General features: G+C 63.0%; 27 protein-coding genes and 1 tRNA gene. 3 read left to right on the top strand and 25 right to left on the bottom strand.

The features are described 5' to 3' along the window. Positions 1-138: 138 nt before the first annotated feature. From E4O92_RS07140 to rpmF, 23 genes are all read right to left on the bottom strand, one after another. A tRNA-Gly gene (locus E4O92_RS07140) sits at positions 139-214 on the bottom strand. Positions 215-303: 89 nt separating this feature from the next. Further along, positions 304-885 carry a CDP-diacylglycerol--glycerol-3-phosphate 3-phosphatidyltransferase gene (gene pgsA, locus E4O92_RS07135; RefSeq protein WP_135189072.1) on the bottom strand — a complete coding sequence of 194 codons (582 nt, stop codon included), beginning with the start codon at positions 883-885 and terminating at the stop codon, positions 304-306. Positions 886-1045: 160 nt separating this feature from the next. Then, on the bottom strand, positions 1046-2926 hold the full coding sequence (uvrC, locus tag E4O92_RS07130; protein ID WP_135189071.1) for an excinuclease ABC subunit UvrC: 1881 nt from the start codon (positions 2924-2926) through the stop codon (positions 1046-1048). Positions 2927-3034: 108 nt separating this feature from the next. After that, the gene (gene acpS, locus E4O92_RS07125; protein ID WP_135189070.1) at positions 3035-3442 is read right to left on the bottom strand and encodes a holo-ACP synthase; all 408 of its coding nucleotides are present in this window, start codon (positions 3440-3442) and stop codon (positions 3035-3037) included. Continuing rightward, a complete protein-coding gene (gene pdxJ, locus E4O92_RS07120) occupies positions 3439-4212 on the bottom strand; it encodes a pyridoxine 5'-phosphate synthase (protein ID WP_135189069.1) in 774 nt (257 codons plus the stop codon). The genes acpS and pdxJ overlap by 4 nt, the downstream gene beginning before the upstream one ends. Before the next feature lie 11 nt (positions 4213-4223). Next, the gene (gene recO, locus E4O92_RS07115) at positions 4224-5021 is read right to left on the bottom strand and encodes a DNA repair protein RecO (protein WP_135189068.1); all 798 of its coding nucleotides are present in this window, start codon (positions 5019-5021) and stop codon (positions 4224-4226) included. Between the two features lie 22 nt (positions 5022-5043). Continuing rightward, on the bottom strand, positions 5044-5946 hold the full coding sequence (gene era / locus E4O92_RS07110) for a GTPase Era (protein ID WP_135189067.1): 903 nt from the start codon (positions 5944-5946) through the stop codon (positions 5044-5046). Next, positions 5943-6794 (bottom strand): ribonuclease III, encoded by an 852-nt coding sequence (gene rnc / locus E4O92_RS07105; RefSeq protein WP_135189066.1) that lies wholly within the window; start codon positions 6792-6794, stop codon positions 5943-5945. Before rnc ends, era begins: the two co-directional genes overlap by 4 nt. Before the next feature lie 45 nt (positions 6795-6839). After that, entirely contained in the window at positions 6840-7244 is a 405-nt protein-coding gene (locus E4O92_RS07100) for a DUF4845 domain-containing protein (protein ID WP_135189065.1), read from the bottom strand. A 14-nt stretch (positions 7245-7258) separates the two neighbouring features. Continuing rightward, positions 7259-8179 (bottom strand): signal peptidase I, encoded by a 921-nt coding sequence (gene lepB, locus E4O92_RS07095; protein WP_135189064.1) that lies wholly within the window; start codon positions 8177-8179, stop codon positions 7259-7261. Beyond that, positions 8176-9969, bottom strand: a complete 1794-nt coding sequence (lepA, locus tag E4O92_RS07090; protein WP_135189063.1) for a translation elongation factor 4 — start codon at positions 9967-9969, stop codon at positions 8176-8178. The genes lepB and lepA overlap by 4 nt, the downstream gene beginning before the upstream one ends. A 299-nt stretch (positions 9970-10268) precedes the next feature. Further along, on the bottom strand, positions 10269-10532 hold the full coding sequence (locus E4O92_RS07085; RefSeq protein ID WP_135189062.1) for a glutaredoxin family protein: 264 nt from the start codon (positions 10530-10532) through the stop codon (positions 10269-10271). Then, entirely contained in the window at positions 10532-11980 is a 1449-nt protein-coding gene (locus E4O92_RS07080; protein WP_135189061.1) for a DegQ family serine endoprotease, read from the bottom strand. The genes E4O92_RS07085 and E4O92_RS07080 overlap by 1 nt, the downstream gene beginning before the upstream one ends. 262 nt (positions 11981-12242) lie before the next feature. Continuing rightward, positions 12243-12539 carry a sigma-E factor negative regulatory protein gene (locus E4O92_RS07075; RefSeq protein WP_135189060.1) on the bottom strand — a complete coding sequence of 99 codons (297 nt, stop codon included), beginning with the start codon at positions 12537-12539 and terminating at the stop codon, positions 12243-12245. A 67-nt stretch (positions 12540-12606) separates the two neighbouring features. Then, on the bottom strand, positions 12607-13248 hold the full coding sequence (gene rpoE / locus E4O92_RS07070; RefSeq protein ID WP_167759723.1) for an RNA polymerase sigma factor RpoE: 642 nt from the start codon (positions 13246-13248) through the stop codon (positions 12607-12609). A gap of 23 nt (positions 13249-13271) precedes the next feature. Then, positions 13272-13802, bottom strand: a complete 531-nt coding sequence (locus tag E4O92_RS07065) for a flagellar hook-length control protein (protein ID WP_135189058.1) — start codon at positions 13800-13802, stop codon at positions 13272-13274. A 55-nt stretch (positions 13803-13857) separates the two neighbouring features. Further along, positions 13858-15102 carry a beta-ketoacyl-ACP synthase II gene (gene fabF, locus E4O92_RS07060; protein WP_135189057.1) on the bottom strand — a complete coding sequence of 415 codons (1245 nt, stop codon included), beginning with the start codon at positions 15100-15102 and terminating at the stop codon, positions 13858-13860. Between the two features lie 27 nt (positions 15103-15129). After that, on the bottom strand, positions 15130-15369 hold the full coding sequence (gene acpP, locus E4O92_RS07055) for an acyl carrier protein (RefSeq protein WP_135189056.1): 240 nt from the start codon (positions 15367-15369) through the stop codon (positions 15130-15132). 181 nt (positions 15370-15550) lie between these two features. Next, complete coding sequence (gene fabG / locus E4O92_RS07050; protein WP_135189055.1) at positions 15551-16288, bottom strand: 3-oxoacyl-ACP reductase FabG; 738 nt, start codon at positions 16286-16288, stop codon at positions 15551-15553. A gap of 31 nt (positions 16289-16319) precedes the next feature. Further along, positions 16320-17252 (bottom strand): ACP S-malonyltransferase, encoded by a 933-nt coding sequence (gene fabD / locus E4O92_RS07045; protein ID WP_135189054.1) that lies wholly within the window; start codon positions 17250-17252, stop codon positions 16320-16322. Between the two features lie 55 nt (positions 17253-17307). After that, positions 17308-18294, bottom strand: a complete 987-nt coding sequence (locus E4O92_RS07040; RefSeq protein WP_135189053.1) for a beta-ketoacyl-ACP synthase III — start codon at positions 18292-18294, stop codon at positions 17308-17310. A gap of 3 nt (positions 18295-18297) precedes the next feature. Continuing rightward, the gene (gene plsX, locus E4O92_RS07035) at positions 18298-19338 is read right to left on the bottom strand and encodes a phosphate acyltransferase PlsX (RefSeq protein WP_135189052.1); all 1041 of its coding nucleotides are present in this window, start codon (positions 19336-19338) and stop codon (positions 18298-18300) included. Positions 19339-19523: 185 nt separating this feature from the next. Continuing rightward, positions 19524-19706 (bottom strand): 50S ribosomal protein L32, encoded by a 183-nt coding sequence (gene rpmF / locus E4O92_RS07030; RefSeq protein ID WP_028104096.1) that lies wholly within the window; start codon positions 19704-19706, stop codon positions 19524-19526. A 95-nt stretch (positions 19707-19801) separates the two neighbouring features. Here rpmF and E4O92_RS24755 point away from each other — a divergent pair, with 95 nt between their 5' ends. Then, positions 19802-19939 (top strand): hypothetical protein, encoded by a 138-nt coding sequence (locus E4O92_RS24755; protein ID WP_167759722.1) that lies wholly within the window; start codon positions 19802-19804, stop codon positions 19937-19939. On the opposite strand, the gene E4O92_RS07025 is transcribed toward E4O92_RS24755, so the two are convergent. Continuing rightward, a complete protein-coding gene (locus tag E4O92_RS07025; RefSeq protein ID WP_135189051.1) occupies positions 19940-20431 on the bottom strand; it encodes a YceD family protein in 492 nt (163 codons plus the stop codon). It lies immediately after the preceding gene. A gap of 174 nt (positions 20432-20605) precedes the next feature. On the opposite strand from E4O92_RS07025, the gene E4O92_RS07020 reads away from it, so the two are divergent. Both E4O92_RS07020 and E4O92_RS07015 read left to right on the top strand, forming a co-directional pair. After that, entirely contained in the window at positions 20606-21220 is a 615-nt protein-coding gene (locus E4O92_RS07020) for a Maf-like protein (RefSeq protein ID WP_135189050.1), read from the top strand. 19 nt (positions 21221-21239) lie between these two features. Then, positions 21240-21989, top strand: coding sequence for an SAM-dependent methyltransferase (locus E4O92_RS07015; protein WP_135189049.1), 750 nt, complete (start codon positions 21240-21242; stop codon positions 21987-21989). A gap of 129 nt (positions 21990-22118) precedes the next feature. On the opposite strand, the gene E4O92_RS07010 is transcribed toward E4O92_RS07015, so the two are convergent. Then, positions 22119-23390 (bottom strand): EAL and HDOD domain-containing protein, encoded by a 1272-nt coding sequence (locus tag E4O92_RS07010; RefSeq protein ID WP_135189048.1) that lies wholly within the window; start codon positions 23388-23390, stop codon positions 22119-22121. Positions 23391-23678: the final 288 nt, after the last annotated feature.

The following is a 23678-nucleotide window of genomic DNA, read 5'->3' as shown; positions in this document are numbered from 1 at the left end:
GGTCTCGAACCCTCGACCTCAACCTTGGCAAGGTTGCGCTCTACCAACTGAGCTACTCCCGCATGCTTGAAACGTCGATTGTCGCAGAAATCGCTCCGATTTCAAAGACAACCATGCTACCGATTATGCTGCAGACTCTGGAGCGGGAGAAGGGTCTCGAACCCTCGACCTCAACCTTGGCAAGGTTGCGCTCTACCAACTGAGCTACTCCCGCTTCGTCTTTCGTCTGCTGAACTGTCGTTCGCAACAGGCAGGCATTATAGACGTTCTAGGCCGAACGTCAAGGATGCCATAGAACAAATCTTATAAGTTTCCCGCTCTTTCCTTGATTAAAGGCCACGCGCGGCGCAGATAGTAGAACATCGACCATACGGTCAGCACGCCCGCCACCCACAGCAGGTACTGGCCCCAGTAATGGGTGTCGATCACGCCGAACACGACGTCATGGAACAGGAGCAGCGGAATCGCGACCATCTGGGCCGCGGTTTTGATCTTGCCAAGCGAGCTGACGGCAACCGACTTGCGCGCGCCGATTTCAGCCATCCATTCGCGCAGCGCCGAGATCGTGATCTCGCGGCCGATGATGATGAAGGCGAGGATCGCGTTGACGCGGTCGAGTTGTACCAGCACCAGTAACGCGCCGGCCACCATCAGCTTGTCGGCGACGGGGTCGAGAAAGGCGCCGAAGGCCGAGGTTTCGTTCCAGCGCCGGGCGAGGAAGCCGTCGAACCAGTCAGTGACTGCGGCAACAATAAATACAAGCGTCGCTGCAAGATTGCGTTCGGCCGGAGGAAGCCAATTGTGCGGCAGGAAGTAGACGCCAACCACTAAGGGAATCAGGGCTACACGTAACCAGGTCAGGAGAATCGGGATGTTGAAAGGCATAAATACGTGATCTGGTTTACCGTTAAAAATGCATGCGCCGCTAGTCTACATGGCTCTTGACATTTAGACCAGTTGGGTCCGAAGTGGGTCGCGGGCCTGCCTGCGGTGACCGCGTGCGCAGCAAAGCTGCACACCCTACCCCTTTCGTTTCGGGCGTTGGTCAGTGCAACTGGCGGTAGATTTCTTCGGCCAGGGTGCTGGAGATGCCTTCGACCGACATCAGGTCCTCGACGCTGGCGTCGATCACGCCGCGCAGGCCGCCGAAGCGCGCAAGGAGGCGCTGACGGCGCTTCGGGCCGATGCCTTCGATCTCCTCCAGCTGCGAGGCCTGGCGCGCCTTGGCGCGCTTGGCGCGCATGCCGGTGATCGCGAAACGGTGCGCTTCGTCGCGGATCAGGGCCACCAGCATCAACGCAGCCGATTCCTTGCCCAGTTCCTGGGGCGGGCGGCCGTCGGCGAAGATCAGCGTTTCCAGGCCGACCTTGCGCCCCTCCCCTTTGGCCACGCCGACGATCAGGCTGATGTCCAGACCCAGTTCCGAGAACACCTGGCGCGCCATTTCGACCTGCCCCTTGCCGCCGTCGACCAGAACCACGTCCGGCATCACGCCGTCGCCGCTCGCGACCTTTTCGTAGCGGCGCGTGAGCACCTGGCGCATGGCCGCGTAGTCGTCGCCCGGCGTGATGCCGGTGATGTTGTAGCGGCGGTATTCGCTGTTCTGCATGGCGTGGTGATGGAACACCACGCACGATGCCTGGGTCGCTTCGCCCGCGGTGTGGCTGATGTCGAAGCACTCTATGCGCAGGCTGTCGAGATCTTCCGCGTCCAGCGCCAGCACCTCGGCCAGCGCGCGCGTGCGCGACTGCTGCGAGCCTTGTTCGGACAGCAGGCGCGCAAGCGCAATTTCGGCGCCCTTGTGCGCCAGGTCCAGCCACTGGCGGCGCTGGCCCTGCGGCTGGAAGATCAGGTTGATGCGGTGCCCGCATTGCTCGGTGAGCGCCATCATCAGTTCGGGCTGGTCGAACTCGATGTTCAGGATCAGCGTGCCGGGGATGAACTTGTCGGTGTAATGCTGCGCCAGGAAGGCGGACAGCACTTCCACTTCGATCGGCGCTTCGCCCAGGGCTTCGGCTACATGGGTCGGGAAGTAGGCCCGGTCGCCCAGGTGGCGGCCGCCGCGCACCATCGCCAGGTTCACGCAGGCGCGGCCGCCCTGCACCACCACCGCGATCACGTCGACGTCGGCGTCGCCGGTCGTTTCCATGCTTTGCTGGTGCAGCACGCGCGAGAGCGACTGGATCTGGTTGCGCACGGAGGCAGCCTGCTCGAACAGGAGCTTTTCGGCGTAGCCGTGCATCTTGGCTTCGAGGTCGGCCAGGACTTCGGTCTGGCGGCCACGCAGGAATTTGGCGGCGTTGTCGACGTCGACCTTGTAGTCGTCCGGAGAGATCGCGTCCACGCACGGCGCGCTGCAGCGGCCGATCTGGTGCAGAAGGCACGGGCGCGTACGGTTCGCGTAGACGCTGTCTTCGCAGGTGCGCAGCATGAAGACCTTCTGCAGGATCTGCATCGATTCCTTGACCGCCCACGCGCTGGGGAACGGGCCGAAGTACTGGTTCTTCTTGTCGAGCGCGCCGCGGTAATACGCCATGCGCGGCGCGGCGCCACCGGTGATCTTCAGGTACGGGTACGATTTGTCGTCCCTGAACAGGATGTTATAGCGGGGCTTTAACGTCTTGATCAGGTTGTTTTCGAGGATGAGCGCTTCGGCCTCGCTGTTGGTGACCGTGGTCTCCAGGCGCGCGATCTTTTCGACCATCATGGCGATGCGCGGGCTCGAGAGGTTTTTCTGGAAGTAGCTTGAGACGCGTTTTTTGAGGTTGCGCGCCTTCCCGACGTACAGTACGGCGTCGCTGGCGTCGAAATAGCGGTAGACGCCAGGCAGGTCGGGCAGCTTGGCCACCGTCGCGAGCACCTGCTCGCGCGCGCTTGGCGAGGCTGGGGGTTCTGCTGTTTGTGCGGGATGGGTTGCTTCGGTCATTCCATTACCAATGAATTTTCGGGTGCTGAGCGAACGCCTGAATGAAGTTAACTTAGACCGGACGCGCCAACGTGATGCGACCGTACCGCGTGCGCACAGGTGCGCACCCTACGTCCCTCGTTCCTCTTCCTGTGTCACCACGACGAAGGCGACGCCGTAGTCGGCTTCGTCGCTCACCGATACCTGCGCTGTCAGCCTATTTTGAATCATAAACTCTTCCAGCGCGCCACTGCATACCACCACCGGTTTGCCGCTCGGCGCGTTGAGGATTTGGACGCTGCGCCAGGTCATCGGCATGCGCATCCCGAGCCCGATCGCCTTGGAAAACGCTTCCTTGGCCGAGAAGCGCGTGGCCAGGAAGCGCAGGCCCCGTACTTCGCTCCTCGCTTTGCGAGCCAGGTATTTTTCCATCTCCTGCGGGCCCAGGATTTTTTCGGCGAAGCGTTCGCCATTGCGCGCGAGGGCGGCCTCGACGCGCGAGATCTGCACGATGTCGGTGCCGATCCCGTAGATCATGCCTGCGCCGCCAGCGCTACGCCCAGCCGCGCGGCGACCATGATCGCCTTCATCTCGCGCACGGCGTTTTCCCAGCCGGCGAACACGGCATGCGCGACAATCGCGTGGCCGATGTTCAGTTCGTCGATCTCCCTGATCGCCGCGATCGGCTGCACGTTGGTGTAGTGCAGGCCGTGGCCGGCGTTGACCTTCAATCCGTTGGCCACGCCAACCCGCACGCCCTGCTTGATGCGTTCCAGTTCGGCCGCCACCGCATCGCCTTCGGCTTCGGCATAGCGGCCGGTGTGCAATTCGATCACCGGCGCGCCAACTGCGGCCGCAGCCTCGATCTGCTTCTGGTCGGCGTCGATGAAGAGCGAGACGCGAATGCCCTCGCCCTTCAACTGCTTGATCGCGGCTTCCACCTCCTTGTAGTAGCGGATCACGTCCAGGCCACCCTCGGTGGTCACTTCCTCACGCCGCTCGGGCACCAGGCACACGTCCTGCGGCTTGACCTGGCAGGCGAAGTCGATCATCTCCTGCGTCACCGCCGCTTCCAGGTTCATGCGGGTCATGAGCTGGGGACGGATCGCGAGCACGTCGGCGTCCTTGATGTGGCGGCGGTCTTCGCGCAGGTGCAGGGTGATCAGGTCGGCGCCAGCCTGTTCGGCCAGAAGCGCCGCCTTGAGCGGATCGGGATAGGTGGTGCCGCGCGCATTGCGCAGGGTGGCCACGTGGTCGATGTTCACGCCCAGGTCGATGACCGGGCCGGCGGGGTCGAGGAAACTCATGTCTGTTTTTGTTAAAGCTGCATCAGGTCGATCAATATCTGGCGCGTGTTCAGCGGCGCGCCGCCCAGGTGATATGCGAGCAGATAGCGCATCAGTTGCTTGCTTTGCGCCTGCGTCTGCGGGTCGCCGTAGTCGCCGCGCTCCATGTCGAGCAGGGTCTTGCCGGAGACGATGGGTCCCTGGTCGCTGTCCTGCGCTTCGCGCGCGCCGCGTTCGGGATCGATGGCGTACTGCCCGCCCGGCTCGACCGCGTCGCGGGTCGTGGTCGAACGGCTGAGGTCTGCCGCCACGCCCGTTTGCTTAAGTAAGGCCCGTTCGAATTTTCGCAAGACGATTTGCGCCGGTTCGTCGTGGGCCAGTTCGTTGAGCGTGGCCACGTAGTGGTCGAACAATGCCGGGTGCGGGTCGTCGCGCGCAAGCAGCTTGACCAGCAGTTCGTTCAGGTAAAAACCGCAAAGCAGGGAATTCTTTTCCAGCGGAAGCATGCCGCCGACCCATTCGGCGTCGATCAGGGTGCGCAGTTCGGACTTGCCGCTCCATGACACCGACAGCGGCTGGAAGGTCTGCAGCACGCCGCGCAGCTTCGACAGCGGGCGCTTGGCGCCCTTCGCGACCAGCCCCACGCGGCCGTAGTCGCGCGTGAACATGTCGACGATCAGGCTGGTTTCCTTGTACGGGTAGCTGTGCAGCACAAAGCCGGGCTGGCCCGTGACCCTGCCGTCGCGCGATGGTGTACGGCCGCGCCTTCCCGCCGGGGCGGGCGTTGCCGCCTGCTCGTTGTCGATGAGGTCGGTGTCGGTGCTGGCCATGCCTGGCGATGGGCCCCCGCGCTTACTCGTAGCCGTAGGCGCGCAGGCCCACTTCGTTATCGGCCCAGCCGGATTTGACCTTGACCCAGATTTCCAGGTACACCGGTCCGCCGAACAGTTTTTCCATGTCGAGCCGGGACTGGGTCGAGATTTCTTTCAGGCGGGCGCCCTTGTTACCGATGATCATGGCCTTGTGGCTGTCGCGCTCGACCAGGATCGCGGCGAAGATGCGGCGCAGGTTGCCTTCCTGCTCGAATTTCTCGATCACCACCGTGCTGGTATAGGGCAACTCGTCGCCGAGCAGGCGGAACACCTTTTCGCGCACGATCTCGGCCGCCAGGAATTTTTCGCTGCGGTCGGTGATGTCATCGGCGCCGAAGATCGGCGGGTTTTCCGGCAGGTGCTTGCGGATTTCGCCCTCGAGCGCCTCGACCTGGAAGCGCAGCTTGGCCGACACCGGCACGATGGCCGCAAAGTCGTGCAGCGCAGCGACTTTTTGCGCGAACGGCATCAATTCGGCCTTGTCCTTCATCCGGTCCGATTTGTTGATCACCAGGATCACCGGCACGTTCTTGGGCAGCAGGTCGAGCACCTGCTGGTCCGCGGGACCAAACATGCCCGCCTCGACCAGGAACAGGATCACGTCCGACGACGTGAGGGTGTTGGCGACGGTCTTATTGAGCGTTTTGTTGAGCGCGTTGGCGTGGCGCGTCTGGAAGCCCGGCGTGTCGACGTAAATAAACTGCGTGTCATCTGTCGTCTGGATGCCGGTGATGCGGTGACGCGTGGTCTGCGCCTTGCGCGAGGTGATCGACACCTTGGCGCCGATCAGCACGTTCATCAGGGTCGACTTGCCCACGTTGGGGCGGCCGACGATCGCAATGTAGCCGCAGCGGAAATGTTCAGTGGTGGTGCCGTCGTTCATGCTGACTTCGATCCTGCTTGTTTTTGTTGCTTGGCGTCGCCGCGCGCATCCTTGGTGGATTGCTCCGCGGTCGCCGGTTCATCGGATGGCGCGGTGTCCTGCACGGTGGCGATGCCAGCGAGCTTGAGTTGCGCCGCGCGCGGCTTGGCTTTGCGACCGGCCGCCGGGCTTTTCTGCAGCGCCTGCCCGGCCACTTCGAGCGCCAGCCGGGCGGCGGCCTGTTCGCCGGCACGGCGGCTGCCGCCGCGGCCAAAGACCTGGATGCCCAGCTTGGGAACCAGGCATTCGATCTCGAATTCCTGGCTGTGCGCGGCGCCGTGCGTGGCCACCACGTTGTAGGTCGGCAGCGATATCTTTTTGCTTTGCAAGAATTCCTGCAGCAGCGTCTTGGCGTCCTTGCCGAGGGTGCGCGGGTCGACCGTGTCGAGGATCGGGATGTAGAACGCGCGGATCACGTCGCGCGCCGCGTCGAAGCCCGAATCGAGGTAGATCGCGCCCAGCAATGCCTCGAGCGTGTCGGCCAGGATCGACGGCCGGCGGAAGCCCCCGGACTTCAGTTCGCCTTCGCCCAGCCGCAGGAACTGCGACAACTCGAGCTTTTGCGCGATCTCGTACAGCGATTGCTGCTTGACCAGGTTCGCCCGCAAGCGCGACAGGTCGCCCTCGTCCAGTCCGGTGAAGCGGTCGTACAGCACCGACGCCACCACGCAGTTGAGGATCGAATCGCCGAGGAATTCGAGACGCTCGTTATGCAAGCTGCTGTGGCTACGATGCGTCAGGGCTTGCTGCAACAGGCCAGCATCCCGGAACGTGTAACCCAGGCGGGTTTGCAATAACTGAAGATTCATCGTCGTTGTCTGGTTGGTACGGAGCGCGCGAGGCGCGCCGTGTATTTATTGCTGCTGGGCGCTTTGCGCCGCGACCACGCCGCTCTTGTCGGTGGTGGCCGCATAATCGATCAGCAGGCTGACATTGCCTGCCAGCGGGATGCGCTTTTCATAGGAAAAGCTGATCTCGGTGTCGCCGCCGTCCCGGGAAAATACCAGGTCCCTGGCGGTGACGGAGCTGATGTTGTTGACGTCGGCATTCTTGGAAAATACCGATCGCATCTCGCCCACGCTGCCGCCCGCGGCCTTGGCCCTGGCGATCGCGTCCTTGGCCGCGCTGAACTCGGCGTAGGCCGGCACCAGCTTCAAGGCGAACACGGCAACAAAGCCGATCACGACCAGCGCCGCGACCAGGCCCGACAACGAGATACCGCGTTGTCTGTCAAAACGAATTTGCTGTCCCGACTCCATCTGTTCCTCCCGGACTAGTGGATGCCGCCAATGCGCTTCAGGTTGCTGAAGTTCATCCAGACCAGGAATGCCTTGCCGACGATATTCTTGTCCGGAACGAAGCCCCAGTAACGGCTGTCAGCGCTGTTGTCGCGGTTGTCACCCATCATAAAATAATTGCCTTCCGGTACGATACAGGTAAATTTGTCGTACGAATAGGTGCAGCTTTCACGATGCGGGAAGTTCTCGACGCCACCATAGTCGAGCGGCGGCTTGGTGTCGTCGTTGAGGATACGGTGCGCCGTATCGGGCAGCTTTTCCAGGAACTGTTTGTAATAGACCGGGTGCTCGTTGTCGAGGTAGTCGTCCATCGGCTCGTACTGGACAGGCGTGCCATTGATCGTCAAGCGCTTGTTTTCATAGGTGATTTTATCACCCGGTACGCCGATGACGCGCTTGATGTAGTCCTGGCTCTCGTCCTTCGGGTACTTGAACACCATCACGTCGCCGCGCTGCGGGTTGCCGATATCGATGATCTTCTTGTTGATGATCGGCAGGCGCACGCCATAGGCGTACTTGTTCACCAGGATCAGGTCGCCCACCAGCAGGGTCGGCACCATCGACGACGACGGGATCTTGAACGGCTCCCACAGGAACGAGCGCAGCACGAACACCAGCGCAATCACCGGGAAAAAGCTGCCCGAGTATTCGATCCAGGTCGGCTGGCGCAGCAGGCCCGCCTCCAGCGCGGCTCTGGCGTGATCGTTGGAGTCGACCTTGATGCCGTTGGCAGTCAGCTTGGCGGTGCGCGCGTCGTACTCGGCCAGTGCGGCATTGGCCGCGGCGCGGCGCTTCTTGGCCAGGTAAAACACATCCAGGCACCAGATGATGCCTGTGATCACCATTGCGACGAACAGGATCAGGGCGAAGTTCCCGAGAATTGGTTGCAGGTTCATTTTTCTTCCACTTGCAGGATGGCCAGGAAGGCTTCTTGCGGGATCTCCACCGACCCCACCTGCTTCATCCGCTTCTTGCCGGCCTTTTGTTTTTCAAGCAGTTTTTTCTTACGCGTGATGTCGCCGCCGTAGCACTTGGCCAGCACGTTCTTGCGCATCGCCTTCACGTTTTCGCGCGAAATGATGGTGGCGCCGATCGCGGCCTGGATCGCCACGTCGAACATCTGGCGCGGGATCAGTTCGCGCATCTTGGCCGCGACCTGGCGGCCGCGGTACGCGGCGTTGGCGCGGTGCACGATGATCGCCAGCGCGTCGACTTTTTCGCTGTTGATCAGCATGTCGACCTTCACCACGTCCGACGCGCGGTTTTCCTTGAACTCGTAGTCCATCGAGGCATAGCCGCGCGAGGTCGACTTGAGGCGGTCGAAGAAGTCGAGCACGATCTCGGCCATCGGGATCTCGTAGACCAGCTTGACCTGGCGGCCGTGGTAGCTCATGTCCATCTGCACGCCGCGCTTGGAATTACACAGCGTCATCACCGAGCCCACATATTCCTGCGGCATGTACAGGTTGACGGTCACGATCGGCTCGCGCACCTCGGCGATCTTGGACGGTTCCGGCATCTTGGACGGGTTGTCGACGCGGATCTCGGTGCCGTCGCGCATCATGACCTCGTACACCACGGTCGGGGCCGTGGTGATCAGGTCCATGTCGAACTCGCGCTCGAGGCGTTCCTGCACGATTTCCATATGCAGCAGGCCCAGGAAGCCGCAGCGGAAGCCGAAGCCCAGCGCCTGCGACACTTCCGGCTCGTACATCAGCGCGGCGTCGTTGAGCTTGAGCTTTTCGAGCGAATCGCGCAGCGCGTCGTACTGGTTGGCTTCGACCGGGAACAGGCCGGCGAACACCTGCGGCTGGACTTCCTTGAAGCCCGGCAGCGGCGCCGGCGCGGGTTTCTGGGCCAGCGTGATGGTGTCGCCGACGCGGGCGGCGTGCAGTTCCTTGATGCCGGCGATGACGAAGCCCACCTGCCCGGCCGTCAGTTCGGAGAGCTGCACCGAGCGCGGCGTGAACACGCCGACCTGCTCGGTCAGCTGTTGCGAGCCGGTCGACATCAAGAGGATCTTGTCCTTCGGGCGCAGCGTGCCGTTCACGACGCGCACCAGCATGACGACGCCGACGTAGCTGTCGTACCACGAGTCGATGATCAGGGCCTGCAGCGGCGCCTCCGGGTCGCCCTTGGGCGGCGGGACTTTCGCAATCAGCGCCTCGAGCACGTCTTCCACGCCCAGGCCGGTCTTGGCCGAGCAGGTGGTGGCGTCGGACGCGTCGATGCCGATCACGTCCTCGATTTCCTTCTTGGCGTTTTCCGGGTCGGCGTGCGGCAGGTCGATCTTGTTCAGGACCGGAATCACTTCCACGCCCAGGTCGAGCGCGGTGTAGCAGTTGGCGACGGTCTGCGCCTCGACGCCCTGGGAGGCGTCGACCACCAGCAGTGCGCCTTCGCAAGCCGACAGCGAGCGCGACACTTCATAGCTGAAGTCGACGTGGCCCGGGGTATCGATCAGGTTCAGGTTGTAGGTCTGGCCGTCGCGCGCCTTGTACTGCAGCGCCGCGGTCTGGGCCTTGATGGTAATGCCGCGCTCGCGTTCCAGGTCCATCGAATCGAGCACCTGCTCGTCCATTTCGCGGTCCGACAGGCCGCCGCACAGCTGGATGATGCGGTCGGCCAGCGTCGATTTACCGTGATCGATGTGGGCGATGATGGAGAAGTTACGTATGTTGTTCATTAACAAACTCAAAAACCAAAAAGACGGCGAGCGCGGCTGGGCGCCCCGGCACCGGCGGACCGGCGCAATACGAAAAAAGCGCTCTGTTGGGGGCGTGGCAATCCCCAGGTGAGCGCCTTATCAAGCAAGGGAAGCTGATATGCTGTTGGGCAGAAGCTTTTCCAAGCTTCGCATTTTACCGGATTTCAGGGGAGAAAGCCGGAATTCTGGGGCAGACCGCCACCGCGGCCGGGCATTTTAAGCCCCGCTTCACTGTTCGGCACCCCAATGGCCGCCTTGCCGGGCTTGCAACGAAGCAGTCACCAGGCCGCTTCACACAGTGCAACATAGCGGCGCACGGCGGCCTCGTCGAGAAAATAGTGGCACAGTTCCGGCTGGTCCGGCGCGCCGAACAGCACCGGCACCAGTTCGTCGAAGCGCGCCACCAGGGCCGGGTCGGCGTCGACATCGACGACCTCCACCTCAAAGCGCCGCCCGTCGCCCTGCAAGGCCTGCAGGGCGGCGAGCATGTCCTCGCAAAGATGGCAGTAGCTGCGCGAGTACAGCGTGAACGGGACCCGCATCACTGGCGCGGCTTGATGACCAGATACTGGGTCACGCTGTCGCGCGAGACCAGCACGGCCACGCTCCTATTCGGGTCGAGCTTGGCCACCAGGCTGTTGAACTGGGCGGCACTCTTGACCTCGGTATTGTTCACCTGCAAGATCAGGTCGCCCTGTTCGATGCCGGCTGACGCTGCACGCCCCGTGGCCGCGTCCACCACTACACCGGATGCGACCTGCAGTTCGCGCTTTTGAGCCGGCGTCAGGTCGGACACCCGCAGGCCCAACGCGTTGGGCGCCACTTCGCCGCCGGAACCTTTCGGCTGCCCGGAGGCGGCGCCGCTCTCGCTCATCTCGTCCTTCAGTTCGGCGATCGTCACCGGAAGGTCCTGCTGGGCGCCGCGGCGCCAGATGGTGACGGTGGCATGGCTGCCGACCTTGCTTGCGCCTACCAGCCGCGGCAGGTCGCGCGTGGTTTCGATCGGCTGGCCGTTGAACCTGAGGATGATGTCGCCGACCTTGATCCCGGCTTTTTCCGCCGGACCGCCGGGCTCGACCAAGGCCACTTCCGCGCCCCGGGCCTTGCCCAGGCCGAGCGACTCGGCGACGTCGCTGGTCACCTCGCTGATCTTCACGCCAAGCTTGCCACGAGTGACGTGCCCGGTCTTCTTGAGCTGCTCCGCCACGCGCATCACTTCGTCGATCGGCACGGAAAACGAGATGCCGTTGTAGCCGCCGGACAGCGTGGCGATCTGCGAATTGATGCCGATCACTTCCCCGCGCATGTTGATCAGCGGTCCGCCCGAGTTGCCAGGGTTGACCGCCACGTCGCTCTGGATCAGCGGCAGGTAGTCGCCGGTATCGCGCGCCTTGGCCGAAATGATGCCGGCGGTGACGGTGTTTTCGAGGTTGAACGGGGAGCCGATGGCGATCACCCATTCGCCGACGCGGATCTTGCTCGAATCGCCGATGCGCACGCTGGGCAGGTTGCGCGCGTCGACCTTGAGCAGCGCCACGTCGGACCGGCGGTCGACGCCCAACACCTTGGCCTTGAATTCGCGGCGGTCAGTCAGGGTGACCGTGACCTCCTCGGCGCCCTCGACCACGTGGGCATTGGTCAGCACGTAGCCGTCGTCGGAAATGATGAAGCCGGAGCCGACGCCGCGCTGCACCTCTTCTTCCGGCTGCTGCGGCTGCCCGCGGCGGTTGCCGCGCGGAACGGCCTGGCCAAAGAAGCGGCGCAGGAACTCCTGCATCTGCTCGTCGCCCTGCCCCACCTTGACCCGTTCCGTGGTGCGGATGTTGACGACCGCGGGGCCGACCCGGTCGACCAGGTCGGCGAAATCCGGCAGTCCCACAACAGGCGTGACTGGCAAGGGCTGGGCCGCCAGCGCAGGCGGCAGGAACAACAAATGGGCGCCCGCAAGCAACAGGGCAGACAACCAGGCGTTAGCAATTTTGCTTGTCATGGGATCAATGCTCAGGGCTGGGATTGACGCAATGGTAAGCCAAAAGCGGCCGATTGTCGCGGCACGCAGCGCGCTGCCGAGAACGACGGCGACGGCCCAGACGTGCCGGAAGGTCTCAAGGTTTGGGACCCGGCGGCACGCCTTCCGGCTCAGTCCGCTTGAGACCGGAACCAAGACAGGAAACACACGGTACGGGAGTCGACGCCACGCTCCCGAGTAACAGGCGCCAGGGAGCTGACACCACGCTCCGGCGTAACACACGCTAGGGCGCCGACGGCGAGCCCATGCTGACGCCCGCCTTGGCCTCGCCGGCCAGGGGCGCCTGCTTGCCATGCGCGGGCTCCTCGGCCAGCCGTGCAGCGAGCCGCGCGGCGAAGTCGGACGACAGGTCGGGCGAACTTTGCGCCCTCAACACGTCGCCGATTCGGTGGTAGACTTCCCACGCCTGCCGGCCGTCGGCCGTTTGCAGCGCGGCAAATGCAAGTTCAATATCTGATGCCGACAATTCGCCGTCGCCGAGGGCGGAAATGTGCTCGCGGATTTTTTTGTTGGTATCCATCAGTGTGTCCATCACGTCGGTAGTGTGATCAAATTCCCAAATTATATTGCTTTGGAACAATAGCTACCTACCGACGTTTGTCAACCGGCAAATCGAGCAACGGCCTCAATTTGTCGGCGATGACTTCGCGTGCGCGGAAAATCCTGCTGCGCACGGTCCCGATCGGACAAGCCATCACTTCGGAGATTTCCTCGTAGCTCAAACCTTCAATTTCGCGCAGGACGATCGCCGTCCGCAGTTCCAGCGGCAGCGCTTCCATCGCGGCATTGACCGTATAGGCAATCTGCTTGCTGGCCAACACGCTTTCCGGCGTGTTTATGTCGCGCAAGCTATCCGCATCGTCAAACGCTTCGGCGCGCTCCGCATCGGCCTCGGTCGAGGTCGGTGCACGCCTGCCCTGTGTGACGAGAAAGTTCTTTGCCGTGTTAATTCCGATTCTGTACAACCAAGTATAAAACGCAGATTCGCCGCGGAAATGACGCAATGCCCGGTAAGCCTTAATAAAGGTTTCCTGCACCACGTCTTCGGCTTCGGCCGGATCGTGCACCAGGCGCGATACCAGCCGCATCAGCCTGCGCTGATACTTGGCCACCAGAAGGTCAAACGCCTGCCGGTCGCCTGCCTGGACGCGCTCAACCAGCAGTTGATCACACTCCCGTTCTGTCGTCACTGACCATGTCCCATTGGCTGCGGCGGCGTCCCTATGCATAGAGTTGGCCCGCTGCAATAAGTTCAAAGTGTTTTGTACTGCCCTTGTAACGGCTTGTTGCGTCCGCCGATTGCTGTCACCGCCACGCCCAGGGCCCGGAATACCCCCGGCGCCACGCTGTCGCGCAGGACCGGGAGTAGAATCCGTCCGCCATGTTCCAGGCGCAGGTGCAGCAGCATGAGCTGCGGCCACACGGTGGAACCGGGCAACAGCGTTGCCGCGGTGCCGTCCGCAAGGCCGGCTGCGTCGTTTGTGCGTATGTCTTGTTGTACCGTCAGGCGTAGTGTCCCGACTCCAGAAATATCAATTCGGCGCGTCTTTGTTTGCACGATGCCGGTCGCCAGCAGGAAGACCCCTGCGCACGCGAGGGTGGCCACCACGAGCGGCGCCAGCGCGAAGTGGGCAGGCAGCAACACCGCGACGGCGAACGCGGCCGCGAGATTTGCCAAGCCATAGGCGCCAGCCAGCACACGCAGCGTGCGTGATGGACGGACCACGGCGGATACCGCAATCGACATGAATAGAGAGGAAAAAAAGAGCGCCGGCAGCTGCACGCCAACCGGGCAGATCAGGCGCCCACCCTCTTTGACAAGGGTGGGCGGATTTGGTTCAGACTTTTGCGAAGACGAGGGTACCGTTGGTACCGCCGAAGCCGAACGAGTTTTTGACGGCGTAGTCGATCTTCATTTCACGCGCCGTGTTGGCGCAGAAGTCCAGGTCGCATTCCGGATCCTGGTTGAAGATGTTGATCGTCGGTGGCGATACCTGGTTGTGCACCGCCAGCACGGTGAACACCGATTCCAGGCCGCCCGCGCCGCCCAGCAGGTGGCCGGTCATCGACTTGGTCGAGTTGACCACCAGGCTCTTGGCGTGCTCGCCGAAGGTGCGCTTGATGCCGCGCACTTCCGCCACGTCGCCCAGCGGGGTCGAAGTGCCGTGTGCGTTGACATAGTGCACCTGGTCGCGGTTGATGCCGGAATTGTTCAGTGCGGTCACCATGCAGCGCGCCGCGCCGCTGCCATCCTCGACCGGGGAGGTGATATGGTTGGCGTCGGCGCTCATGCCGAAACCGACCACCTCGGCATAGATCTTGGCGCCGCGCGCCTTGGCGTGCTCGTACTCTTCCAGCACCATCACGCCGGCGCCCTCGCCCAGCACGAAGCCGTCGCGGTCGCGGTCCCAGGGACGCGAAGCCGTGGCCGGATCGTCATTACGCGAGGACAACGCGCGCGCCGAGGCGAAGCCGCCCAGGCCCAGCGGCGAGATGGTCGACTCGGCGCCGCCGGCGATCATCACGTCGGCATCGCCGTACTCGATCAGGCGCGCCGCCGCGCCGATGCAATGCAGGCCGGTGGTGCAAGCGGTTACGATGGCCAGGTTGGGGCCGCGCAGACCGAACTTGATCGAGAGGTCGCCGGAGATCATGTTAATGATCGACGCCGGCACGAAGAACGGCGAAATGCGCCGCGGGCCACGGGCCGCGTACTCGTCCTTGGTGGCCTCGATCATCGGCAGGCCGCCGATGCCCGACCCCACGATCACACCGATGCGGTCCGCATTTTCCTCGGTCACTTCGACGCCCGAATCCTGCAGGGCCTGGATGCCGGCCGCCATGCCGTAATGGATAAAGGTATCCATGTGGCGGCCTTCCTTGCCCGGAAGATAATCTTCGACGTTGAAGTTTTTTACTTCGCCGGCGAAACGGGTCGAAAATGGCGATGCGTCAAACCTGGTGATGTTGGCAATGCCGGACTTGCCGGCCAGCGCTGCGCTCCACGCCTCGGCGATGGTGTTGCCGATTGGTGAAATGCAACCCAGGCCGGTCACAACGACACGACGGTTGCGTGAACTCAAGCGATTCTCCCGAAATACTCTGACAGCTTAGGCCTTGACGTGCGCGGTAGCGTAGTCGACGGCTTGCTTGACGGTGGTGATCTTCTCAGCCTGCTCGTCAGGGATTTCCATCTCGAACTCGTCTTCCAGTGCCATCACCAGTTCGACGGTGTCCAGGGAGTCTGCGCCGAGATCGTCAACGAACGAGGATTCGAGTTTGATGTCAGCTTCTGCAACGCCCAGTTGCTCAGCGACGATTTTTTTAACGCGTTGTTCGATATCCGACATATTATGGCTCCATTAGGTATGTGTTGCGGAAAGTGCGCGCATTTTATCAGGTTTGCGCGTTGAAAAACTATTTTCAGCGTCTGCGTTTAACTCAGCTGAAACTGCTGCTAAAAGATGAGAATTTACCGCAAATACGGGCGCGGCACACGAGCCGCGCGCCCGTTTGCGGCGCATTGCCGCATCAATTCATGTACATACCACCGTTCACGTGCAGCGTGGTGCCGGTGATGTAGGCGGCCGTCGGGCCGGCCAGGAAGGCCACCGCATGGGCGATGTCCTCGGGCTGGCCCAGGCGTCCCAGCGGAATCTGGCCCAGGAGGGCTTCATGCTGGGCCTCGCCGAGCGAGCGCGTCATGTCGGTATCGATGAAGCCCGGCGCGACGCAGTTCACGGTGATGTTGCGGCTGCCGATCTCGCGTGCCAGCGCGCGGCTCATGCCGGCCACGCCCGCCTTGGCGGCGGCGTAGTTCATCTGGCCCGGGTTGCCGCTGGATCCGACCACCGAGGTAATGTTGATGATACGTCCATGCTTGGCCTTCATCATCGGCCGCAGCACGGCGCGCGACAGGCGCGCCACCGCGGTCAGGTTGGTGGCGATCACGCTGTCCCACTCCTCGTCCTTCATGCGCATGGCCAGTTGGTCCTGGGTGATGCCGGCGTTATTGACCAGGATGGTGATGCCGCCGAAGGCCTGTTGCACTTCGTCGATGACGGCGCCGCACTGCTGCGCATCGGTGACGTTGAGCACCATGCCCTTGCCGCCGAATTGCTCCAGGTAGCCGCCGATCGCCTGCGCGCCGGCCTCGCTGGTGGCGGTGCCGATCACTTTGGCGCCCTGGCGGGCCAGCTCCAGCGCGATGGCCTTGCCGATCCCGCGCGAGGCGCCGGTGACGAGGGCGACTTGGTTTTCGAGATTCATTGATATCCTCTTGTTGTAACTATTCGTGGGCTCAAACGACCGCGGCCAGCACGCGCTCGAGCGCTGCCTGGTCCGTGAGGGCGTCGCCGGCCAGCACCGGATCGATACGCTTGGCCATACCGATCAGGACCTTGCTCGGGGCACATTCGATGACCTGGGTGACGCCGTCCTGCGCCATCTTTTGCATCGTCTCGACCCAGCGCACCGGACCGGCAGCCTGGCGCACCAGCGCGTCCTTGATCGCGTCCGGATCGCTCAGGATAGCCACGTCGACATTATTGATCAAGTCGATCTGCGGCGCGGCAAACGCGATGCCGGCCATGTACTCGCGCAGGCGGTCCGAGGCGGGTTTGAGCAGGGACGAATGGAACGGCGCCGAGACCGACAGCTTCATGGCACGCTTGGCGCCCTTGGCCTTGGCCAGCTCGCAGGCGCGCTCGACTGCAGCGGTATGGCCGGCGATCACGATCTGGGTCGGCTCGTTGAAGTTGACGGCCTCGACCACCTCACCCTGCGCGGCTTGCGCGCACACGGCGCGCACGTCGTCCGCTGGCAAGCCCAGCACCACGGCCATCGTGCCCTGCCCGACCGGCACCGCGTCCTGCATCGACTGGGCGCGATAGCGCACCAGCGGGACCGCGTCCTGGAACGGGATCACGCCGGCCGCGACCAGCGCGGAATATTCACCCAGGCTGTGGCCCGCCACGACCGACGGCTTGGGGCCGCCGGCGGCGATCCACGCGCGGTACACCGCCACTGCGGCGGTCAGCATCACCGGCTGGGTGTTGGTGGTCAGGTCCAGTTCTTCCTTCGGGCCTTCGGCGATCAAGCGGCCGATGTCCTGGCCCAGCGCTTCGGAGGCTTCACGCACCGTGTCTGCGACGACCGGGTTGCCGGCGAAACCGTTCAGCATGCCGACGGCCTGCGAGCCCTGGCCGGTAAACAGGAATGCGAATTTGCTCATGGATGTGTTCTTCCAGTTTTTTGTTGATTACATGCGGGCGATTAGATTCGGGCGATTACATACGTGCAAGAATCGCGCCCCAGGTAAAGCCGCCGCCGACGCCTTCCATCAGCACGTTCTGGCCCGGCTTGATGCGCCCGTCGCGCACCGCGGCGTCCAGCGCCAGCGGGATCGAGGCGGCCGAGGTATTGCCGTGCTGGTCGACGGTCACCACCATCTTCTCTTCCGGCAGGCCGAGCTTCTTGGCGGTGCTCTTCATGATCCGGATGTTGGCCTGGTGCGGGATCAGCCAGTCGACGTCAAGCGGGGTCAGTTGCGCCGCGTCGAGCGCTTCGGTGGCAACCTTCTCCAGCACCGAGACCGCCAGCTTGAACACCGCCTGGCCGTCCATGTGCAGGTAGCCACTGCCGGCGACAGCGCCGCCGGCCAGCTTGCCGGGGATCGACAAGATGTCGGCATGGCTGCCGTCGGCATGCAGTTTGGTCGACAGCACGCCCGGCTCGTTCGAGGCGGTCAAGACCACCGCACCGGCGCCGTCGCCGAACAGCACGCAGGTGGTGCGGTCCTGGAAATCCAGGATGCGCGAGAACACCTCGGCGCCGATCACCAGCACGTTCTTGTGGTTGCCCGCCTTGATGAAGGCATCGGCCACCGACACCGCGTAGACGAAGCCGCTGCAGACGGCCGACACGTCGAACGCGGCGCTGTGATTGTTCATGCCCAGTTTCTGCTGGACGATGCAGGCCGTGCTCGGGAAGCTGCCGTGGCAATCCGGGGTCGAGCTGGCGACGATCACCATGTCGATCTCGTCGGGGCGCTTGCCGGCCATTTCGAGTGCGGCGCTTGCCGCCGCGATCGCCAGGTCCGAGGCGTTTTGCTCAGGCAAGGCGTAGTGCCGCGCCGAGATGCCGCTACGGGTGAAGATCCACTCGTCCGAGGTCTCGATCCCCTTGCTCGCCAGCTGCGCCGCCAGTTCGTCGTTGGTGACACGTTGCGGCGGCAGGTAGCTGCCCGTACCGATAATTTTGCTATAGACAGTCATTGCTTACCCACCCTGCTTGATAGTTGAGCCTGGCACTTCAGAGTCGTGTGGCATCAGCTCGGCGATCAATGCCGAGAGTTGCTCTTGCACATTATATTTTGCCGCATCAAAGGCGCGCCGGATCGCCCATTCGAAAGAAAAGGCATCGGCCCCGCCGTGGCTCTTGAACACCAGGCCCTTCAGGCCGAGCAGGCTGGCGCCGTTGTAACTCTTGGGATTGAGCTTCTTGAGCGACCCGTAGGCCAGCAACCCGCCCAGCATGCTCAGCAGGTTTTCCTTGAACGCCGACTTGAAGAAGTGGGCCACACCCTCGACCGCCTTGAGGGTCACGTTGCCGACAAAGCCATCGCAGACCACGACATTGGTCGTGCCCTTGAAAATGTCGTTGCCCTCGACATAGCCGTAAAAGTTCAGCAGTCCGCGCTCGTGGTCGGCCCGCAGCAGGCTGGCGGTCGCCTTGACCAGCTCGGTTCCCTTGATTTCCTCGGTGCCCACGTTGAGCAGGCCGATGGTCGGGCGCTTGACCCCTTCCATCGCCGAGAACAGGACCGAGCCCATGATCGCGAACTGATGCAGGTGGTGCGGTTCGCAATCGACGTTGGCGCCCAGGTCCAGCATGTAGGTGGGGGTGCCCTTCTCGTTGGGCATCATGGTGCAGATCGCCGGGCGGTCGACGTTGGCCAGGGTCTTGAGCACGTAGCGCGACACCGCCATCAGCGCGCCGGTGTTGCCGGCGGAGACGCACGCGTGGGCGCGGCCGTCCTTGACCGCGTCGATCGCCACGCGCATCGACGAATCCTTCTTGCGCCGCAGCGCCACTTCGACCGGATCGTCCATCGCCACCACTTCCGAGGCGGCGAGCACCGACAGGCGGGGATTGCTGTCGGCATGGTGTTTCTTGAGTTCGGCCCGCAGCACTTCCTCGATGCCGACCAAAACCAGTTCGGCTTCGGGTTCTTGCTTCAGGAAAGAAATGGCTGCCGGGATAGTAACTGAGGGGCCGTGGTCTCCGCCCATGCAGTCGATGGAAATTTTAATTGTCATTTGCGAGGTTCGTACCGCGGCTCACACAGCACGGACGGCATGACGCGCCACGCAACAAGCAGACGCCTGTGCATGCGCGGAATTCAAAATGACGTGCAAATTGCAGCCAGGGGCAAAGAAAAAGCGGCGCCACGCAAGATTAATACGCTGCACCGCTTCCATGACACTACGAGACAAGACGTCGATTACTCGTCGTTCTTGGTCTTCAGGACTTTGCGACCACGGTAGAAACCGTTCGGGCTGATGTGGTGACGCAGGTGGGTCTCACCAGTCGTCGGCTCGACAGCCAGGTTCGGCGCGACCAGGAAATCGTGCGAACGGTGCATACCGCGCTTGGATGGGGACTTCTTATTCTGTTGAACTGCCATGATGACTCCTAATACTAAAGTTCTAAAATTCTAACACATTCGACTTGCACATACATGCGCATCGAGTATCCCAGCGACAACCCAAAGTTGTCGACATGTTTGAAACGCTGCCCACGATCACTACTCGACTGCTGCACGCGTTTGACACGTTCTTGACACCTGCCGAGCCAGACCGGCCCGACAGCGTGTTGGGATCAGGCCGCAGCCTGACCCGCACCAATACCAATAATTAATTATTTCAGGTTCTTCAAGCCGGCGAACGGCGACACCTTTTCAGACTTCAGCGAATCCAGCATTTGCGTATCCGGACACACCTCATGCTTGGGCGCCTGCGGCAGCGCCAGCAGGGCCTCGTCTTCCAGCAGGTCGCGAATGTCGCAGCAATTGCTGCCGACGATCACGTCAATGCTGTCATCGTCGAGGATTTCCTCGATCTGGTCGGCTTCCTCGTCATCGCGCCCGAGCACCAGCATCGTCGACGAATCAATCTCGTAACCAAACGGCGTCAGGCAGCGCTGGCACACCAGCTGCACAGTCCCGGCCACCGACAGGGTCATCGACGGGTAGCCCTGCTTGGTCTGGCCGCCCGTGATCGACCAGCGGATTTCGCCGGACGAATCGGCGCAGTCGGCCGCCAGGCGCGGCATTTCAGCCACCGGCGTCACGCCTTCCCGGTAGCCGTGGTTACGGCAAAACTCGAAGGCGTCGATGACAAAAGCGCTCATTTGGAAAAGCTTCCCCGGAAAACCTGCGATAATAACAGGCTTATCCCTGCGGAGTCAAAGACTTGGCGCAGTTTTTGGGGTCAACGGCCACTAGCCGTGTTGCCTCCTGACTGCTTGGCCGGGATAAGGCTATGTATTTGTTTTACTTATAAATATCCCGTTCGAGCGTCCGACATGATACCAAGTTCCCAGCCAGCGCGCCTGATTCTGGCGTCGAGCTCCGCCTACCGTCGCGAACTGCTGGCGCGCCTGCACCTGCCGTTCGAATCGGTCGCGCCCAGTATCGACGAAACGCCTTTGGCCGGCGAGGCTCCGGAAGCGACCGCGTTGCGGCTGGCGCGCGCCAAGGCGCAGGCCATCGCCGCCGCCAATCCGCACGCGCTGGTAATCGGCTCGGACCAGGTCGCGACACTGGATGGTGAACAGATCGGCAAACCCGGCGACCACCCCAGGGCGCTGGCCCAGCTGCAGAAAATGCGCGGGCGGCGGGTCGTGTTCCATACCGCCCTGTGCCTGTGGGATGGCCGGGTTGCCGATCCGGGCGCCGCTTTTCAGATCGAAAACGTCCAGACCTTCGTCACGTTCCGTGATTCTCCCGACGAGGAACTGGACGCCTACCTGCACATCGAGCGCCCGTATGACTGCGCCGGCAGCGCCAAGAACGAAGGGCTCGGAATCGCGCTGCTGGAACGGGTCGAGTCCGCGGACCCGACTGCGCTCACCGGCCTGCCCCTGATCGCTTTGACCACGATGCTGCGCCGCGCGGGCGTCAAATTCTTCGGCTGCTGATTGTTTATTTGAGTTTCCCATGCCTGGCACCCTGTACCTGATCCCCAATACCCTTGGCCCTGTCGACGCCGCGCCCGGCGCGCTCGCGCATATCCTGCCCGAACAGGTGCAGGCGCTCACGTCGCGCCTCGACTATTTCGTGGCCGAGAACGCAAAGACGGCGCGCGCCTTTTTAAAGCTGGTGGCGGTGGACCATCCGCTGGCGCGGCCACTGCAAGAAATCCAGATCACCGAACTGAACGTCAATACGCCGCCGCAGGCGCTTTCCGCCCTGCTGGCGCCGCTATTGGCGGGGCGCGACGCGGGACTGGTGTCCGAAGCCGGTGTGCCGGCGGTGGCCGACCCGGGCGCCGACCTGGTGCGGCTGGCGCACCAGCACGGGATTCTGGTACGTCCGCTGGTGGGGCCGTCTTCGCTGCTGTTGGCGGTCATGGCGAGCGGGCTTAACGGGCAAAGTTTCGCGTTCAATGGCTACCTGCCGCTTGACGCGTCGCAGCGCGCCAAGCGCATCCGCGAGCTGGAACAGCGCTCGCGCGCGGAAAAGCAGACGCAACTGCTGATCGAGACCCCTTACCGCAATGCGGCGATGCTGGAGGCGCTGGTGGCGAGCTGCCAGCCGGGCACGCTGATTTGCGTGGCGACCGACCTGAGCTTGCCGACCGAGTCGGTGCGTACCTTGACGGCAGCGAAATGGAAGGCAGCGCTGGCGGCGGGCAAGGCGCCGGAGTTTCACAAGAAGCCGACGGTGTTTTTGTTTTTGGCGCAGTAAGCGGTTAGTCGGTCACCGCCCCGGCGGCGTAGGGTGCGCACCTGTGCGCACGCGGTACGTGTCCCTACCGGAGCCAACATTACTCGACCGTACCGCGTGCGCACGGGTGCGCACCCTACAAAATCCCTTTCAGTGCACCTCGTACGCCAGCTCGCGCACCCATTCGAACGCGGCCAATTCGATCTCACGAATCTCCCTGACGCTCAGCTTGAGTTTTTTGAGCGCCACGGCCAGCGCCCTCCCCGTTTCCGCGCCTTCGAGCAGCTTGGCCACTTGCAGCATCACTCCCAGGTCGCCCTTGCGCTCGAGCAGCGCGTCACGCACCGCGTCATCGACGTCGGCCCGTGCCAGGATATCGGCCATCGGCATGGCGAACATCGCATCCATCAGCGACATGATCCCCACAGTGAATGCCTTTTCCGCGCTGGCCGCGTCGCCCGGCCATACCCGCATCGCGATCAATTCGAGCAGCTTGCCGCGCGTGGTGGCCATTTGCAGCAGCGGCGAATCGAGCTCGACCTGGCCGCCCGGCGCGCTGTACAGCAGAATCTGCAACCAACGCTGCAACTGGCGCCGCCCCAATTGCAGCAGCGCCTGCGACAGCGACTCGATGCGCCGGCTGGCGCCCGCCGCGCGGCTGTTCATCAGGCGCAGCAGGTTCAGGCTGATCAGGGCATCGCGCTTGACCGCCAATTCGATCGTCTGCGTGTCGGCGTTCGAGTTGATCAGCTCCAGCAGGTGCAGAATGGCCATCTCCGACGGCGACATCTTTTTGCCAGAAAGGATGGCGGGACGGGCGAAATAGTAGCCTTGGAAATATTCAAAGCCCAGTTCCATGCACAGCTCGAATTCTTCCTGCGTCTCGACCTTCTCGGCCAGCAACTTGCAGGTGGGCGCCTTGAACGATGCCGCCAGCCGCGCCAGCCGTTCGCGGCCGACGCCCTGCAGGTCGATCTTGATCACGTCGACCAGGCCGAGCAGCTTGCTGATGTCGTCCGAGTGGGTCACCACATCGTCGAGGGCGAACTTGAAACCGAGCGCCTTGAGCTCGGCCACGCGGGCCAGGATCGGCTCAGTTGGCTTGACTGTTTCGAGGATTTCGAGGATAACCTTCCGTGGCGGCAGAAAACGCACGAAGTCACTCATCAGGACGACTTCGTCCACATTGACGAAGGCAACCTGCTTGCCGACCACCTGCTCCATCCCGAGCAGCGAGGCGTGCGAGATCACGGCGGCGGTGGCGGCCGCTCCATTGGTGAGCTGGGCGTCGTCATGCTCGCCGGCTGCGCGAAACAGCAGCTCGAACGCGACCAAGTGCTGGTCACGTCCCAGTATGGGCTGACGCGCAAGAAAGAAATCATCGGACGACACCGATCGTGCCGCCGGTGGGTCGGCATGCATGTAAAAGCTCCCGGTAACGTTCGACAATACGGTGCCCGAAGAGCTGGTCGCGCTGCGGCGCCAGCTCCTTAGCGACTATACTACACAAACGCCATTCTTAGCATTTCGACATCGTAATGCGTGCGCCCTGGGGGCCTCGCTGCGAGTCGACTAAGTGCGCCCGCCACCGTTGCGTCCGCCACGCCCGCCCGCGCTGCGCCCGCGACCGCCATCAACCACTTCCCTGCCCTGGCGCGGACCTGCCGGCCGGGCGGGCGAGCGCGGCTTCACGTCGTCGCGCCCTTCCGC

This window comes from Massilia horti (assembly GCF_004614195.1).
GTDB classification, from domain to species: Bacteria; Pseudomonadota; Gammaproteobacteria; order Burkholderiales; family Burkholderiaceae_D; genus Telluria; species Telluria horti.
This window is presented reverse-complemented; position numbering and strand designations above follow the sequence as displayed.

Bases quoted from the DNA above. Each gene is read 5' to 3' on its own strand.
- pgsA (WP_135189072.1), bottom strand. From the start codon at position 885: ATGCCTTTCAACATCCCGATTCTCCTGACCTGGTTACGTGTAGCCCTG.
- uvrC (WP_135189071.1), bottom strand. From the start codon at position 2,926: ATGACCGAAGCAACCCATCCCGCACAAACAGCAGAACCCCCAGCCTCG.
- acpS (WP_135189070.1), bottom strand. From the start codon at position 3,442: ATGATCTACGGGATCGGCACCGACATCGTGCAGATCTCGCGCGTCGAG.
- pdxJ (WP_135189069.1), bottom strand. From the start codon at position 4,212: ATGAGTTTCCTCGACCCCGCCGGCCCGGTCATCGACCTGGGCGTGAAC.
- recO (WP_135189068.1), bottom strand. From the start codon at position 5,021: ATGGCCAGCACCGACACCGACCTCATCGACAACGAGCAGGCGGCAACG.
- era (WP_135189067.1), bottom strand. From the start codon at position 5,946: ATGAACGACGGCACCACCACTGAACATTTCCGCTGCGGCTACATTGCG.
- rnc (WP_135189066.1), bottom strand. From the start codon at position 6,794: ATGAATCTTCAGTTATTGCAAACCCGCCTGGGTTACACGTTCCGGGAT.
- E4O92_RS07100 (WP_135189065.1), bottom strand. From the start codon at position 7,244: ATGGAGTCGGGACAGCAAATTCGTTTTGACAGACAACGCGGTATCTCG.
- lepB (WP_135189064.1), bottom strand. From the start codon at position 8,179: ATGAACCTGCAACCAATTCTCGGGAACTTCGCCCTGATCCTGTTCGTC.
- lepA (WP_135189063.1), bottom strand. From the start codon at position 9,969: ATGAACAACATACGTAACTTCTCCATCATCGCCCACATCGATCACGGT.
- E4O92_RS07085 (WP_135189062.1), bottom strand. From the start codon at position 10,532: ATGCGGGTCCCGTTCACGCTGTACTCGCGCAGCTACTGCCATCTTTGC.
- E4O92_RS07080 (WP_135189061.1), bottom strand. From the start codon at position 11,980: ATGACAAGCAAAATTGCTAACGCCTGGTTGTCTGCCCTGTTGCTTGCG.
- E4O92_RS07075 (WP_135189060.1), bottom strand. From the start codon at position 12,539: ATGGATACCAACAAAAAAATCCGCGAGCACATTTCCGCCCTCGGCGAC.
- rpoE (WP_167759723.1), bottom strand. From the start codon at position 13,248: ATGCATAGGGACGCCGCCGCAGCCAATGGGACATGGTCAGTGACGACA.
- acpP (WP_135189056.1), bottom strand. From the start codon at position 15,369: ATGTCGGATATCGAACAACGCGTTAAAAAAATCGTCGCTGAGCAACTG.
- fabG (WP_135189055.1), bottom strand. From the start codon at position 16,288: ATGAATCTCGAAAACCAAGTCGCCCTCGTCACCGGCGCCTCGCGCGGG.
- fabD (WP_135189054.1), bottom strand. From the start codon at position 17,252: ATGAGCAAATTCGCATTCCTGTTTACCGGCCAGGGCTCGCAGGCCGTC.
- E4O92_RS07040 (WP_135189053.1), bottom strand. From the start codon at position 18,294: ATGACTGTCTATAGCAAAATTATCGGTACGGGCAGCTACCTGCCGCCG.
- plsX (WP_135189052.1), bottom strand. From the start codon at position 19,338: ATGACAATTAAAATTTCCATCGACTGCATGGGCGGAGACCACGGCCCC.
- rpmF (WP_028104096.1), bottom strand. From the start codon at position 19,706: ATGGCAGTTCAACAGAATAAGAAGTCCCCATCCAAGCGCGGTATGCAC.
- E4O92_RS24755 (WP_167759722.1), top strand. From the start codon at position 19,802: ATGTTTGAAACGCTGCCCACGATCACTACTCGACTGCTGCACGCGTTT.
- E4O92_RS07025 (WP_135189051.1), bottom strand. From the start codon at position 20,431: ATGAGCGCTTTTGTCATCGACGCCTTCGAGTTTTGCCGTAACCACGGC.
- E4O92_RS07020 (WP_135189050.1), top strand. From the start codon at position 20,606: ATGATACCAAGTTCCCAGCCAGCGCGCCTGATTCTGGCGTCGAGCTCC.
- E4O92_RS07015 (WP_135189049.1), top strand. From the start codon at position 21,240: ATGCCTGGCACCCTGTACCTGATCCCCAATACCCTTGGCCCTGTCGAC.
- E4O92_RS07010 (WP_135189048.1), bottom strand. From the start codon at position 23,390: ATGCATGCCGACCCACCGGCGGCACGATCGGTGTCGTCCGATGATTTC.